This is a genomic window from Arthrobacter sp. FW305-BF8 (assembly GCF_021789315.1).
Lineage (GTDB): Bacteria > Actinomycetota > Actinomycetes > Actinomycetales > Micrococcaceae > Arthrobacter.
The window spans coordinates 36,597-50,594 of record NZ_CP084563.1; the positions used below are offsets into that span (position 1 = coordinate 36,597).

Consider the following 13,998-nt stretch of genomic DNA (forward strand, 5'->3'; position numbering starts at 1 on the left):
GGCACAGGTGACGGACCTGGAAGTGGCTTGGTCCGAGCTTCGAGAGGCCGCCCAGGAAGCCGGCGTTAGGTCGTTCAGTGCTTGCACGCGTGATGGGAGCCGCTGGGAGGAAAACCCTGACTCTGTGCGGGCCATGACGCGCATGATCAAGGGCACGCAGGAGTACACAGCCGATCGCCCGCAGGACGTATAGCGACTGCGGGCGGGCTCGCGCGGTGGCGGCAGTGGACACTCGGGGGCGCCAGGAGAGCAGACTAAGGCTTATCAACCTCTGGCCTGCCTCTCCAGCGGTCATCCCATCGGCTTGACCTGGGCCTCGATAAAGTCGATTTCGTCGGCGTCGAGCCCGTACTTGGAGTACAGCTGCTGGTCGATCTGCGGGATCGGTTTGGTCCAGTCGATGTCGGATCCTGATGTGAAGTCCTGCAGCGGGACGTACTTCCAGGCCTTTGCGGGATTGTGCTGAGTGATCTTCAGAACGCCTAGAAGGGCTCGGGCGAACTTGGAGTGGACGTACTTGAGGCATGCGGCAGCGGCCGCCTCATCGTTGAAGCATCCGATCGTGATGAAGGTCTGAGTGACCGCCACCTGCGGGCCAGCGACGAGTGGAGTCGACAGGACCTCACCCAAGGTGCCCGAACCGTTTGCAGCCGGGAGCACGACCTTGTACGCCCCGAGACTCTCCGGTCCCGTGAGGTACTCAGTGAGGATCCAGCGGTATCCCCGGCCTCGCCCATCCAATCCAAGGATCCTTGACCATGTCTCCGGTCCGTCAGGGCGCTCGGAGAAGAGTACCTCTTCGAACTGGGCGAACGTATTGGTGCTGATCAGATACTCGTTCCCCTTCGGGCGAAGCTTCCGGAGCGCTGGGTGGGCAACGTACAACTCCTCGGTGTACCGAAACGAGCGCGAACTTGTGATCTCCGGCTCCATCGACCGATGGTGCGAGTCAATGACCCTGAGGAGGATCGAGTTCAACTCCGGGTACTTTGCAAAGATCCCAATCGGATCGTGTTCCTTGTCCTCGTCGCGGTAGGTGACCGCGATACCGCCCTTAATGTCGGTGCCGGGGAAGAGTTCATCACTGTTGGGGACGTAGTGCGGAACGCTCAAGTGCTTGTCCGCGAGCATCTTCTCGTTCCATGCCTTGGGCGTGAAACCCGCGTTGAACAGGAAGCGTGCTGGGGTGATGAGTACGGCCTTCTTGCCGACTTCGTAGGCCGCCTCCATGAACAGGTGGTAGACGGGGGTGTCTCGGGTACCCGCGCCCTGAGCTTCCTCCTGGTAGGGCGGGTTACCGATGACAACATCGAATTTCTTAGTCATGGTCAGTGCCCTTCCGTAGCATGTCGTCGACCATCTTCTGCCGCTCATTCGGGGTCATCCGGGCCAGGTTTCCAACACGGAAGTGACCGGAGCCTTCGATCCACGCCTTGCGCTCGGGTACACCGCCGGAGACCGCCTCGATGGTGATTCGGTGGAGAATCTCGTTGTGGCTCATCTCGAAGATCTGTGAGGTCAAGATGTGCCGCAGTCTCTCCTCCTGGTCCGGGAACACTTCAGTGAGGCCGGTGTCGAGACGTCGCACGAGTTCCATCAAGAACAACCCTGCAGTTGAGAACAGGTCGGCGAAGGTCCTGTCAGGGTCGGTGAAGATCCCCGGATCCTCCTCTGCCAAGGTGTCGACCATGGTCTTAACCACTGGTGGAGGGGTGAAAACCAAGGACGTCTTCTGCTGCGGGATGTACGCGAAAATGTTCTCGGTCTGCGCGTCGTCGAAGTAATCGGCGAGAGTTTCCTTCTTGTCCAGGAACTCCTGGATGGCTTGGTCGAAGACCGTCTCGTCGAAAAGGCCAGGGATCATCGTCACGTTGCCGTTCTCCTCCGCGACTTCCTGGCCGTCACGCAGCAGACGGAACTCAGCCTCGCTGATGCCCGTGATCTCCTCGAACACAGGGCCGGGCGTGTAGTCGTCGAAGTTGGATAACCGGATGCCGCGATTCCCATATGCCATGAGGAACATGGGGATCGTGCGGGCAAATCCGCGAAGGTGGGAGCGAGCGTCGTCCATTGTCTGGTCTGCCCGCCCCTGCTCCTTTTTGGTCTCCTCGCGAGTGACCACCTCGGGTACGATCTCGGCCATCGTCTTGTCTACGATGGCCAGGACGTTGGCCTTGAACGCTTCGTCTTGCTCTGCCTTCTTGGCCTCAACAGCCTGGGCATCGGCCTCCGTGGCCGCATTCTTTAGCTCGTCCTCGATGTGCTTACTGGCGATGTTGTGCTCGGTATATGCGCGCTCGACCTGGTGCTTCACGGCCTGCTCGGTGCGCTTGACGTCACGCTGGGCCTGCGCCGCGGTGAGCCCGTATGCCTTCGTCAACTCTTCGCGCTTGGAGCGCGTTTGCTCGGTAACCGCCTTGGCGATGGCTGTCGCCGTCGTAGACGCCGGGGCATCGGGCTCGGGCGTAGGGATCTCCTCGAGGCTGTAGACGGGCTTGCCGAGCTCGGCGACCTTGGGGTTGATAACCGTCTCCACGTCGACCTTGACGTTGCCGTCGAGGTCTGTGGTGGGCGGCGGCTGTGGAAACTCGATGGACTCCCCAGTGTTGACCTTGCCCTGCTTCGCCGTGGGCAGCTTCTCCAGGATCTCCTTAAAGTGCTCGGAATACCGGAAGATGCCTGCCACGTTCGCGAACAACAAATTCGACAGGAAGCCACGGCGCACAACCTCGCGAGCCTTGAACACCTGCGGGAATGTCAGGACCTGGGAGGCATTGAGCTCTATCATCCGGCCCTCAGCGTCTTCACCCAACACCGGGAAGAAGTTCAGCAGCCGGCCGATATTGTCCTGTCGTGCCCGCTGGTCGCCCGGGGGGTATGGGTGCAGGTTGTTTGCGAAGGCGTCGAATATGGTCAGCGTACGCTCGGGTGCGAAATCGAAGATGTATGCGTTCTGCTTCTGGAACACGCGCCCACCGCGCTCGAACGTGCAGGGATTCTGCGCCCGGAACGCCGCCTGCATGTACTGGGCAGGTGAGGACAGGTTCGACAGCATGATGACCGCGGTCCACTCCGGCACGGTGACGCCTGTGGTTAGCTGCCCGACAGACAGCGTTATTGTCCTGCCGTCCGACTTCTCGGCCTCGGCAATAGCCATGCGCACCTTGTCGAGGGACTTGCCTACTGCGACCGGGTCGGTCTCATCCGAGCGTCCGTCGCCGGCCGCCAAGATGATGGTGTAGTCCTTGAAGACGTCGTGCCTCTTAAGGAGCTTCTCCAGCGCCTTGGCCGAGGCCACGCGGTTGAGCAGCCAGAAGGAGTGGCGAACCTCATCGCGCAGCTCGGGCGTGGAGAACGGGTACTTCTCATTGGCCACGAGGCAGTCGAGAAATTTGATGACCTCGAGCTCATGTTCGAAGAAGCCGTTGTCTTTCGTCGCGAAGAACTCGTTGAGGTCGAACGTGTAGTCGATGTTCTCCTCATCTTCTTTGATGGCGACGCCCTCGGCCAGACGGTCCGTGATCATCCGCGAGATCTGGTAGGTCAACAGGTTCAGCGTCGGCAGCTCCGCGTACGGGTTCTCCTGGCCGTTGTTCTCCCATTGCTGACGGGCTGTCTGCTCGTCCTCATAGGTCCAGTTGAAGATTTGGTCCTGGTCGAACTTTCCGTCCGCCAGTGCCTTAAACGGCGTGCCCGACAGGTGCAGTGTCCACTTGCGCTTGATCTGTTCGAACGCGACACCGGTCTTGATGGTGTCGATGCCCTCATGGGCCTCATCGATCACCAGCAGATCCCAGTCGAACCGTGTAATGTGCTTGAGCTTGTCGTACGTACCGCCGAAGTACTGTGACCCCTTGAGGTCCTGCAGCGACAGGAACTCCACGATCCGCGGGTCCTCATCCTGATGGTCGCCCGAGAAGGCCCGCCACTGCTCGCGTGTCATAGGCACAGGGCCCGCCAGCGAAGGGGACTCCGAGACAAACTTGAACGTCGTTTGGTGACCGATGAAGCGGACGAAGTCATCGTGCCAGGAGTTCGCGACTGCGGGGCGGTTAGTGACAATCAGGACCCGCCGGACGTCCAGGGTCCGCATCAGGTCGTATGTCGTCAGTGTCTTGCCGAACCGCGGCTTGGCATTCCAAAGGACCTCGCTCTGCCCTGACTGCTGGAAAGCAGCCACTGCCTGGTCGACGGCTGCCTGCTGCTCGGGGCGCAGGACGTAGTCCTCTTCCACCCCTGTGCTCAACAAATCAGAGAAATCTTGGCCCGCGAAGTCATTGAAGTAATCTAGTGACCTCTTCGGAGCAACCTTAAAGTGATGCCATTCCGTGCGCTTGGGCTGGGTCTCGCGATCGACGCCTTGCTGGTGAAGATAGGCGTGGAAGTCCTTGTCGGTAAAACGCCCGCCGGTTTCAGACGTGAACAAGGCTCGGCGTGCCCACAGTTTCTTCTTCTCGACGGACAGCTGGGATGCCTGCTGTGCAATACGGGCGTCGGCGGTCTGCTGTTCCGTGTACCCGATTTTCTCCCAGCCGTCGTACTTGGGGATGTCGGACGTCGTCCATGAGTAGATCAGCGGCGTGATTTCGCGGAACGTGCTGATGTTCGGACTAGGCACCGGCCCTCACTTTCTTGTGGACCTTGTCGATCCGGCACACTTGATAGCTGTCGTAGAAGGTGAAATCGAAGCCGCCGTCGTCGCGTAACGAGGCGAGTGTGAACGGCTCACGCTGCACCATGCCTGGGGCTCCTTCAACCCGGTTCCACCACGAGAACTGGATGTCCTGGCCCTCCGAGTTCTGGCCGGTTAGGGTGTTCCCGCGGGCGATGTTCGTGTCGATGAGAAACACTGCCGCCCGGCGTAGGTCGGTGTTCGGGCCGCAGGGAGTGCCGTGGGTTTGGTGGAAGCCCAGGAACTCGGCGAGCATGATCGCCTTCGCGTCCTGGTGGTTGTCCTCAAGCAGCTCGATGCCGTAGATAGAGGCCAGTGCGAACAACGACTCTTCCGGCCACTCCTCGACCGGGTACCGCTTCTCGATCGCGTTAAGCTTGCGACGCAGGATCGCGACCAGGAAGTTGCCGTCCCCCGCTGCAGGTTCAAGGAAGGTCTTGTCGACGAAGTCGCGGCCGGCCTCCAACTCATCGCGGACCAAGTCGAGCATCCGGTTGACCATGTGACGTGGGGTGAAGACCTCCCCATAGCTCTTGACCCGATGGCGCGACTTCACGACCAGCTCCTCAATGAAAGTCTCTGTCACCGTCACTGGCGCCACCCGTGCCTCAATGTATGAACGGAGCCCGTGGCGTAGGGGTCGTCGGTCGCTGACCGGTCATCTCGTGATGGCGACACATGCACTCCAATTCTGCAAGCCGAGTCTTCGGGCAATGATCGGCTGGGGCCCCAACCGGAAGGCGTTGCGAGCAAAGCGCCAACCCTGCCTAACATTACCTGCGAGATCTCGAGGTCCTTGGCTGCCGACTCATGGCTTCTGCAGGAACTTCGCCTGGGGTCGCCATCCCGGCCCCTGACGCTACTCTGGTATCGGTCAGCAGGGGCCGTCAGCGGCCGCTGCGGTGGGCAGCAGCCCCTCCTCCGTAAGGTCCACAAGCATCTGTTGGTTGCTCTGTCCTAGCCAGGGGCTACCATTGAATCTTATCGAACAGATATTCGAATAAGGTGTGTTGTGGGCGTGATTATTGGTCCCCGCATGATAGATGCGGGCGCTTCGTTGTTGTCGGTGCTGGTCTCTCCGGTGCCGGTGGCGGCGGGGTTCCCGTCGCCGGCGCAGGACTACTTTGATGGCCGGCTCGACCTGAACGCGCACCTGATTAAAGACGTCACGAGCACCTATGTGGTGCGGGTCTCCGGAGAGTCGATGACCGGCGCCGGGATCAGCGACGGGGATGAGCTGATCGTGAACCGTGCCCTGGAGCCGCACGACGGGGCCGTGGTCGTGGCCGTACTGGACGGGGAGCTGACCATCAAGCGTCTGCGGATCACACCCACCGGTGTGGTGCTTCAAGCGGAAAACCCGGCGTACCCGGACATCGAGGTCCCTGCCCTCTCGGACCTGACCATCTGGGGTGTAGCGACCAGGTGCTTACATCATGTCTAACGCGCGCTTTTCCATTAAGCGGGAACGAAATGCCTCTTCTGCGGTGCTGGATGTCTAAGCCGGCATTGATGCGGCACATGCCCCAGATCGCGCACGTTGACGTGAACTGCTTCTACGCCTCCGCGGAGCGGGCGTTCAACCCTTCCCTGGAGGGCAAGCCCGTGATCGTGCTGTCCAACAATGACGGGTGCGCTGTTACCCGCTCCCCCGAAGCCAAAGCCTTGGGCATCGGCATGGGCGATCCCTGGTTCAAGCTCGCCCCGCGGGCGAAGGAATGGGGCCTGGTCGCGTTGTCCAGCAATTACGAGCTGTACGGGGACATCAGTGCCAGGGTGATGGACTTGCTGGGCCGGTACTCGGCTTGGCTGGAGGTCTACAGCATCGACGAAGCCTTCCTCGGCGTCAAAGGCACTCCCGACGAACTGGCCGCGATGGGCCGGTCCATGAAGGCGGCCGTCCGGCGGAACGTCGGAGTGCCGGTCTGTGTCGGGATCGCACCGACGAAGACGCTGGCAAAGTTGGCCAACAAGTGGGCGAAGAACAACAAAGCCTTCGCCGGGGTGTGCCACTGGGACTCCGTTCCCGCTGCCGAGCGGGAGGCCCTGCTGGGCCGGCTGTCCGTCGAGGAAGTGTGGGGCATCGCCGGCCGGCTGACCCGGCGGCTGAACGTAATGGGCATCTTCACCATCGCCGACCTGGTCCGGGCCGACCCGGTCACGATCCGGGACAAGTTCAACGTGGTCATGATGCGCACCGTCTTGGAACTGCAGGGCACTCCCTGCATCCCCATGGAGGAAGAACGGATCGGTCGGGACCAGCTGATCTTCTCCCGCTCCTTCGCCAAACCCATCACCACGGCCGCGGGGATCCGGCAGGTCATGAGCGTCTACGGACAGCAAGCCTCAGCGCGGCTGGCCAAACACAGGCTGCAGGCCAAGGTCCTGACCGCGTTTGCCGGCACCTCGCACTTCAACCCCAACGACACCTCGTACCCCTCGGTGTGCGTTCCGTTGCCGATGCCCACGGCCGACCCGGTGATCCTGACAAAGGCCGGCCACGCTCTCCTGCCCCGGATTGTCGAGGGCGTCCGGTACGCCCGGGCAGGGATCATGGTCACCGACCTGCGCCCCACCGGCAACCAGGCGCCGCTGTCACTGTTCGAGAACCCGCACGAGGAACGCCACATCGGAACCCTGCTGGAGGACGTCACCCGCCGGTACGGGCGCGGTTCCATCGGCCTGGGCCACGGCGGGATCAGGGGCGGGCCGGACTGGACCATGAAACGCGACATGCTCTCCCCCAGATACACCACCCACTGGGACGAACTCCCCCTCGTCAAAGCCGCCTAACCACACCCCAGCACCACCAAGGAACTAAACCTCATGACCGTCACCACAGAAGCCCCCACCCTCAACGCATCAGTGGACGTCCGCTTCACCACCGCAGGCACTCCCCTGGCCGTCCGCTACGACGGCCGCATCTGGGCCGTCACCGAAGAACCTGTCCACTGGTTCACCAGGGACTCATGGTGGGAGACCCGCCGAAGTGTCCCCGTAGGCGTAGGAAACGTCGTCGACATCGAACACTGGCGTGTCCAGGTTCGTCTCGGCGGGTCCGACTCGCAGCTGCGGACCTTTGAACTGCGCCGCGAACCCCTTGCGGAACAGTGGCTGCTGGAGGCCATCACTGATTGCTGAACCCGATCATGCGTAGCGTACGGCCATGGGAATCGGCGCTGCGGCACGTTCGAGCTGCGCCGCGGTGCGCGTCGAAGGGTCTACCAGGCACCTCGGGCAGATGGGGCTGCACTTGAGTGTGGCCAGGGTGGCCCATGGATGCTAGTCGATGATTTGGACCTTGACATCCGTTTGATGGTCAACACCTGCATAGTTCAAATATCCACGAAGCTTGGGAGATACACCGAGGTCGTCGAGAGGTTCGGAAGGAAGGGGTGTGTGAATCACCCGCGCGTCGTCACCAACAGGTACGTATTCGAAGTTTTCCTGTCGGACTGCGTTGTGATCGAACACAAAGTTTGCGATGCACTCACCGTCTAAAAACTTAACACCGAGCTGGCGGATTGTTCGGTCGTCCCTGCTTGCTCCGTGAATGCCGATCAGGAATGTGTCCGACTGGGGCACAGGTCCGCTCAGTTCATATTTCACAATGAAGGACCCGTTGCCTGGGTACAGGGAAACAGAAGTGAGTGAAGGCACTGTGGTTGTCATTCACACAGCCTACTGTGCACCGAATGCGGCCCAGCCCCGATCCCTAAATGCTCCCCACGCCGCGAGCGGATCGCAACCAGGTCATTCGTCCGGGCCACCAGGCCCTCGCCGGGGGGTGGTTCGGCCTTCTGGCACGACGACCGCTGGTTCATCGTCGGCTGTCACAGCCCCTACTAAAATTTGAAGAGATCGCAACAGGACGGACGGACCCAACATGCGTTACACGAATGAAGGCCAAATCAAGCAGGAGCTTGGAATCGAGTCCTGGAGGAATCTCTCCAAAGCGAAAATGATCAAGTTCGCCATGATGATGCCCGACATGGATGCGGAACTGGCGCTGAAGATCGTTGAACAGTTCCCCGTGTTCGCAGATTTTGCCACTGGCGTCGTAGGTGCAATGAAGAAGATGCACAAGACAACGCTGTTCGCCAATAAGGAGAGCCAGGATCGTTTCCACGAATCCTGCCAACAGACGCGAGACATAATTCAAAGGCAGCTCAATCAGGATGGGCTGAGCTTCGAGGAAAGGAAGTACTACCTCGAACAGATCATGGAAATTCTAAAGCTAGAGTCCCAAAAAGATAGCGAGAATAAGCAGTTCCTGCATGCAGGCCTCAAGAATATGCTGGGCTTCGCTATGGCGGGGATCGCGTTTGGCGTAGTTGTTCTCGGCGGTAAAGCAACAATCGAACGCAAAGACAGTCCTGAAGGCAAAGACAGCACCGAAAGCTTCCTAGAGTCTTAACCTCTTGCCCAGGCTACGTCACCGACCTGGGTCCTTAGACCATTGGAAGGACCTGGCACCGCTCCTGGATTGAACGTGTTGGCCATACCCAGAGCCGGTCTAGGTGCCGGTTTCCTTCACCAAAACGCCGCTTCGCTCTATCCACCACACCTCAATTTGAGCTGCGTCCAAAGATCCCTTTGTCTGTGCATACAACTCAAGGTAGCGAGGGACCATCGGAAGTACGATTACGCTCACCCACTCCGGTTCAGCACATCGCAGCTTCATGGCCGCAAGGATCGCCTTGGCATACCAATTGCCCGCCTGCCCCCGCGGATTTGCTTTCTTCTTTTCCCCTGCCCGCCTTGGATCCGCATACCCGACTGTGGGATAACCTTTGACCTCAGCTCCCAGTATTTGTCCATCGAAGTCAGCGATGACGTCAATGCCACTTTCACGCAAGGCAGTATTCTTCGCGGACTGGATCCGCCACCCGCGGTTAACTAGTGCGCTAACCAAGGCCTTCTGCACGTTCGCTTCCGTATGCCACGGATCCGATTGCTCCAGGGAGTCAAACAGTTCTGTCACTCGCCGTCCACCAACTCAGGAATGTCTATCCACTCCGACCTCCAAGCGCAGCCGGCGCAAACATTGGACTCCTTATAGGCCTCTCTTTCAGCATCGTGCTGGATCTCATTGTGTAGCCGATAAGAGTCACAACGTGGGCAACGGTCAGGTTCGCCAACTTCTTGCCGCCGAATCAGCTTCCCAAAAGTAGCGATGAGATGAGAAGTGGCCTCCAGCACGAGGTCAGCGTCCATCGCGGTCGCGTTCGAGTCATGCTGCAACCAGACCGTAAGATCCCAAGTCTTGTCCACCAAGGCTTTGAGATATCTCCTCAATCGTCCGTCAGTAAGAGAATCAGCGAAGATGTTAGCCCAGCCTTTAAAATCGGCTGCCTTTGGTGGATCTAATACTTCCCCCAACCAGGGTGCTGATTGATGACTCTTCGCCAAAGCAATCAGCGAGTCCCGGCATTTGATACCCACAGATTGAAAGTCTTCTGCCTCCGACGCCTCATTCATGGTTTCCAGAGCATCACGGAACCGTCTCCACGCAGCGGAAACGTGCTCTTCCTGCCCTTTCTCCATGTCGCCGCGCATACGCTCGGCTAGGAAAGTCCCTAGACCAATATGAAAGATGAGTGCTTGCTCAGCGTCGGGAAAGTCAGTTTGGAGGTAAAGATTGGTCGGCTCCGTGATTACCCACCACCTTGTCTCTGTGCAGTGCACGTCAAAGACATCATGTGTCCGACCCAAGATTCGGTGGGATCGTACCCTCTGGACAAGGGTCACTTGGTCGTCGTCCGGTGACTCGAGATTGACGTAATCGCGGATGGCGCGGGCCTCCGGTCCAAGTACATCATCAATCATCAAATACATCCCTCTCGCAACTGCCCACCACTATTGATCATGTTCGTCTGAGCTTAAGTCACGCTAGGTGTGTACCACTTCCTTGTTGTTGGGACGCTGTTAGTGGCACGCTCCTCCACCGGATCTGCCTTTCAAATGGCAAGTAACTTGGCTGTCCCGTAAGTTGTCCCATAACTCTCGAGTCGAGCTCCCGTAGCAAGGGTGACTTTTGGGACGGTGCGCACTGGATGGAGGCAGGTCGACGCTGACCGAGTCCTGCTCGTCAGCCCACGCGGACGCCGTTGTCAGCGATGAACTCGCGGGCACGGCCTATCTGGCGGTCGGTGGAGAACGTGTACCACTCCTCATTGAGGTTCTCGCCATGGACGAGGTCGCGGAACCGGGAGAATGCACCCTTGCCCTCGAGGACCCGCTCCAGCCGCCCTCGGAGGGCCTCATCATGCTGCCGCTCGGCAAAGGCGGCCATGTCCCGCCAGGCATGCCGCGAGCCGGTGCGGTTGACTCTAAGCCAACGGTCCGGCTCCTCCTCCACATTGATGGCGGCGCCCTCCCCGACCATCATCGGGTCAGTGGCGCTGTCGTCGTACACCTGACCAGTACGCAGGTCAACGTAGCCACCCGTCGATAGGTCCAAGTCCCCTTCCAGCAGGGTACTGAGCATTTCCAGGTCAACCGGCACGACCTGCCCAGTCAGCGGCTCTCCGCGCAGAATGGCCAACAGGTCCTCCGCCAGCAGCCGGTCACCAGCGCCCCCACGCAAAGTCAGCCGGTTGATTATCGACAACGCCACCGGCTCAGCTTCCTGACGTCTGTGCTCCAGCGCCATCGGCACGCCGGCCCCCACTTGTTGGAGAGCATCATCGATGTCGTGCCCTGTCACAGCGGCGAGGAACCGAGCGGCATCTCCTGCCCCGATTGATGCACGCAACTCGGACAGGTCAATCCTCGGTGCCTGCGCATGTCGCGGCCACCCGTGGTGCAGCATGGGGTGCGGCAGACTCGGGGTTCCTGAGGTCTCGGTCTCCCCGTCGTCGGTCTCCCATCGGCGCCCATACTGATCCGGGATGCTGCCCCAACCCCAGTACGGCACGGGAACCTCAGGACGGACGCCTAATACCTCTAGCGGGTCAACCTTCACCTCCCCGACCACGCATCGGTGGATCCAGGCGTCACCGAGGTCGAACGTGTACTGAAACTCGGCCCCCGGCTCCACGGTCCGCACAACCTTGGCCATGTCGATGTCGATTGGTGGGGCCATGAGTGGGCCACCGACCGATACGGCCATCTCGGCCCCCGTCTCTTCATCAGTGACCACCCGGCCGTCAGCAAGGGTGAACAATGACAGGTGCGAGCGGTCCCACCGGGCGAAGGCACCGTTGATGGCATTGGCGAGATCCATGAAGGTGTGAGACGGTCCCACAGCAAAGATTCGCCCAGGCCACGGCCACAGTTCCTCACCACGACCGCCGAGAAGCTCCACCGTCACCGATAACCAGGTTCGTGCCATATCCCAAGGATGGCACGGGCCGTGCGACGCGTGTTGCTCTCCTATGGGCAGCGCGGAAGGGGAATCGGGAAGAAGCGGGCCTCTCGCCTTTGAGGTCCACCATGCTAAAAAAACCGACCCGAGGATTGCCGCGCCATACCCCTTTCAAGAGTCGGCTTTCAGTACGGTTAGGAAGGGAAATGCTGAGGTCCACGGCGGGGTCGCTGGTTGCATTGCCGGCCTGAAGAAGGGCCGGTTGATTGGGGGACGTTGGTGGAAGGTATCCATCGATACGATGCTGTCTTTGCCGAAGCTGTTTTTACGTTCCTCGAGGTGTGCAGGCAGCGTGGCTATGCGCCAGAACTGATCCTCCGTGCTGACTTGGGCAGGGTTCCTGACGCTTATACCGGGGAGGCAGGCTTGGGGTGGGCGTTCCGGCTACAGCAGACCGACGAGCTGCACGCCCTCGCTGAAGACGGGAAGTTGTACAGGGCGACCCGGACATGGAATTTGATGCGTCAGCCCTTGTGGTTGCAGAAGATGGCGGAAACTTCTTTCCTGGTCGCCACGGCCGAGGTCCATATCGAAGAGTCTCCTCAACTGCGCAGGGAGATCATGAATAGCCTCCTGCTGTGGTTGACCGTGCGAGAGCAAAAGGACAGAGCCGCCGCCGGCTCCTGACTCATGATCGGGCTGCTACCTCATATTCGGTGCGATTGAGTTAAAGACGACTACCCCGTGCGCGCGAGATGTCAGCCCGCGTCCTGTGCGTCATGTTGGCGAGGGCACCAGGGCTAACCGTTCTGGCGGGTCAGAGCCCGTGTCAGTGATGAAACGCTCACGCTAAGCCGCTCGGCTGTTTCCTTTAACGTCTTTCCTTCGTGGCGCAGCTGCCGGGCCGTTTCCAGTTTCCCTGGCGTCATCGACCGCGGGCGGCCGCCGAGCCGGCCGCGAGCTTTGGCTGCGGCCAGTCCAGCCTTCGTTCTTTCCGACAGCCGTGATCGTTCGTATTCCGCGAGGGAAGCGAACATGTCAAAGATGAGCTTGCCGTGGGCACTGCTCGTATCCAGCCAAGGTTCAGCCAGCGAACGGAAGCCTATCCCCCGCTGACCCAGCACCGTGACGATGTCCGCAAGGTCTGAAGTACTACGGCCAAGCCTGGTCAGGTCCGCAACCAACAGCACATTGCCCGGCTGCAGATAATCCAAGCAGTCCTTCCACCGAACCCTCGCCTGGGTAGCACCTGACGCGTACTCCTGAAAGACGCGCACCGCTCCAGCCGCTACCAACGCGTCCACCTGCGAATTGAGCGACTGACCACGAGTACTGACCCTCGCATAGCCAACTATGTTCCTGGACACGTCAAAAACCCTTCCACCAACCTTTTGACCGGCTTTCTTTTCGGCAACCAGTTTTGACTAAGAGTAGAAGTACATTTTCGATCTTCTACGAAGGCTTGCGGGTGGCAGGTCAGAAACGGTCGTTTCTGACCTAACCCTTTCGATGCTAGGAAGCCCCGCCTATCCCCTAAACGGGGTTTCCTTTCTTGCTTTACTTGCTTCACTTGTGAAACAAGTAAAGCAAGTAAAAACCCTAACCCCTCATCGCAGGGCTTTCCTTTCCGGGAGCGCCCATGAGGACTCCCCGCGTCAGCTCTCCTTGAGGCGCCGGCCGCCGGGAAGTTTCTCTCCCCATTCCGGATACATCTCGCCCTGGTTGTGTTCAGCTTCGCGTCGGCGGGTCTCTGCTTCTATCGCTTTAGCTATGAAATGCGCCCAGGTGTTATCTCCTTCGGCGTAGCTGGTTGCCTTGTATGCGGCTCTAGCACGATTGCGAAGGGCGGTGGGGATGCTTACTGTCATGGGCGAACTGTGGGCATCCTTGGGTTCTTCCGTCTTCGCCGGCGCCTCTTGGCGGCGACCGGGGAGCATCCGGGCCAACGGTGCATCCGTAGTTGGGGGGGCTGCGCTGGGCCGCGGCGGCAGCCCGAGCGCGGGCCGACTGGAGTTTT

14 protein-coding genes are annotated in these 13,998 nt (G+C 60.1%); 5 read left to right on the forward strand and 9 right to left on the reverse strand.

The window, feature by feature from the left end:
* Positions 1-291: 291 nt before the first annotated feature.
* Genes LFT45_RS23070 through LFT45_RS23080 form a run of 3 tightly spaced genes read right to left on the reverse strand, consistent with a single transcriptional unit; the run spans position 292 to position 5,228 of the window.
* Positions 292-1,326, reverse strand: coding sequence for an Eco57I restriction-modification methylase domain-containing protein (locus tag LFT45_RS23070; protein ID WP_236809782.1), 1,035 nt, complete (start codon positions 1,324-1,326; stop codon positions 292-294).
* Positions 1,319-4,618: a DEAD/DEAH box helicase family protein gene (locus tag LFT45_RS23075; protein ID WP_236809784.1), complete on the reverse strand. Its 3,300-nt coding sequence runs from the start codon at positions 4,616-4,618 to the stop codon at positions 1,319-1,321. Before LFT45_RS23075 ends, LFT45_RS23070 begins: the two co-directional genes overlap by 8 nt.
* Positions 4,611-5,228 carry a hypothetical protein gene (locus LFT45_RS23080; protein WP_236809786.1) on the reverse strand — a complete coding sequence of 206 codons (618 nt, stop codon included), beginning with the start codon at positions 5,226-5,228 and terminating at the stop codon, positions 4,611-4,613. Before LFT45_RS23080 ends, LFT45_RS23075 begins: the two co-directional genes overlap by 8 nt.
* Before the next feature lie 456 nt (positions 5,229-5,684).
* On the opposite strand from LFT45_RS23080, the gene LFT45_RS23085 reads away from it, so the two are divergent.
* The 3 genes from LFT45_RS23085 (at position 5,685) to LFT45_RS23095 (ending at position 7,813) form a co-directional block, all read left to right on the forward strand.
* On the forward strand, positions 5,685-6,116 hold the full coding sequence (locus LFT45_RS23085) for a LexA family protein (RefSeq protein WP_236809787.1): 432 nt from the start codon (positions 5,685-5,687) through the stop codon (positions 6,114-6,116).
* A 68-nt stretch (positions 6,117-6,184) separates the two neighbouring features.
* Positions 6,185-7,465 (forward strand): Y-family DNA polymerase, encoded by a 1,281-nt coding sequence (locus LFT45_RS23090; protein ID WP_236809788.1) that lies wholly within the window; start codon positions 6,185-6,187, stop codon positions 7,463-7,465.
* A 33-nt stretch (positions 7,466-7,498) separates the two neighbouring features.
* Positions 7,499-7,813 (forward strand): hypothetical protein, encoded by a 315-nt coding sequence (locus LFT45_RS23095; RefSeq protein WP_236809790.1) that lies wholly within the window; start codon positions 7,499-7,501, stop codon positions 7,811-7,813.
* 141 nt (positions 7,814-7,954) lie between these two features.
* Here the strand turns inward: LFT45_RS23095 and LFT45_RS23100 are convergent, their stop codons facing one another.
* The gene (locus LFT45_RS23100; protein ID WP_236809792.1) at positions 7,955-8,344 is read right to left on the reverse strand and encodes a hypothetical protein; all 390 of its coding nucleotides are present in this window, start codon (positions 8,342-8,344) and stop codon (positions 7,955-7,957) included.
* 214 nt (positions 8,345-8,558) lie between these two features.
* On the opposite strand from LFT45_RS23100, the gene LFT45_RS23105 reads away from it, so the two are divergent.
* Positions 8,559-9,089: a hypothetical protein gene (locus tag LFT45_RS23105; protein ID WP_236809794.1), complete on the forward strand. Its 531-nt coding sequence runs from the start codon at positions 8,559-8,561 to the stop codon at positions 9,087-9,089.
* A 99-nt stretch (positions 9,090-9,188) separates the two neighbouring features.
* On the opposite strand, the gene LFT45_RS23110 is transcribed toward LFT45_RS23105, so the two are convergent.
* The 3 genes from LFT45_RS23110 to LFT45_RS23120 all read right to left on the reverse strand — a co-directional run bounded on the left by LFT45_RS23110 (position 9,189) and on the right by LFT45_RS23120 (position 11,900).
* Positions 9,189-9,656, reverse strand: a complete 468-nt coding sequence (locus LFT45_RS23110) for a hypothetical protein (RefSeq protein ID WP_236809796.1) — start codon at positions 9,654-9,656, stop codon at positions 9,189-9,191.
* On the reverse strand, positions 9,653-10,501 hold the full coding sequence (locus LFT45_RS23115) for a hypothetical protein (RefSeq protein ID WP_236809798.1): 849 nt from the start codon (positions 10,499-10,501) through the stop codon (positions 9,653-9,655). The genes LFT45_RS23110 and LFT45_RS23115 overlap by 4 nt, the downstream gene beginning before the upstream one ends.
* A gap of 262 nt (positions 10,502-10,763) precedes the next feature.
* The gene (locus LFT45_RS23120; RefSeq protein WP_272912852.1) at positions 10,764-11,900 is read right to left on the reverse strand and encodes a UPF0158 family protein; all 1,137 of its coding nucleotides are present in this window, start codon (positions 11,898-11,900) and stop codon (positions 10,764-10,766) included.
* Positions 11,901-12,260: 360 nt separating this feature from the next.
* Here LFT45_RS23120 and LFT45_RS23125 point away from each other — a divergent pair, with 360 nt between their 5' ends.
* The gene (locus tag LFT45_RS23125) at positions 12,261-12,668 is read left to right on the forward strand and encodes a hypothetical protein (RefSeq protein WP_236809802.1); all 408 of its coding nucleotides are present in this window, start codon (positions 12,261-12,263) and stop codon (positions 12,666-12,668) included.
* 113 nt (positions 12,669-12,781) lie between these two features.
* Here LFT45_RS23125 and LFT45_RS23130 read toward each other — a convergent pair whose 3' ends face one another.
* A complete protein-coding gene (locus tag LFT45_RS23130) occupies positions 12,782-13,348 on the reverse strand; it encodes a recombinase family protein (protein WP_236809803.1) in 567 nt (188 codons plus the stop codon).
* A 288-nt stretch (positions 13,349-13,636) separates the two neighbouring features.
* Positions 13,637-13,849 carry a ParB family protein gene (locus tag LFT45_RS23135; protein ID WP_236809804.1) on the reverse strand — a complete coding sequence of 71 codons (213 nt, stop codon included), beginning with the start codon at positions 13,847-13,849 and terminating at the stop codon, positions 13,637-13,639.
* Positions 13,850-13,998: the final 149 nt, after the last annotated feature.

Excerpts from the sequence above, each read along its gene's own strand:
- LFT45_RS23070 (WP_236809782.1), bottom strand. The coding sequence starts at position 1,326 with ATGACTAAGAAATTCGATGTTGTCATCGGTAACCCGCCCTACCAGGAG.
- LFT45_RS23090 (WP_236809788.1), top strand. The coding sequence starts at position 6,185 with ATGCGGCACATGCCCCAGATCGCGCACGTTGACGTGAACTGCTTCTAC.
- LFT45_RS23095 (WP_236809790.1), top strand. The coding sequence starts at position 7,499 with ATGACCGTCACCACAGAAGCCCCCACCCTCAACGCATCAGTGGACGTC.
- LFT45_RS23100 (WP_236809792.1), bottom strand. The coding sequence starts at position 8,344 with ATGACAACCACAGTGCCTTCACTCACTTCTGTTTCCCTGTACCCAGGC.
- LFT45_RS23105 (WP_236809794.1), top strand. The coding sequence starts at position 8,559 with ATGCGTTACACGAATGAAGGCCAAATCAAGCAGGAGCTTGGAATCGAG.
- LFT45_RS23115 (WP_236809798.1), bottom strand. The coding sequence starts at position 10,501 with ATGATTGATGATGTACTTGGACCGGAGGCCCGCGCCATCCGCGATTAC.
- LFT45_RS23120 (WP_272912852.1), bottom strand. The coding sequence starts at position 11,900 with ATGGATCTCGCCAATGCCATCAACGGTGCCTTCGCCCGGTGGGACCGC.
- LFT45_RS23135 (WP_236809804.1), bottom strand. The coding sequence starts at position 13,849 with ATGACAGTAAGCATCCCCACCGCCCTTCGCAATCGTGCTAGAGCCGCA.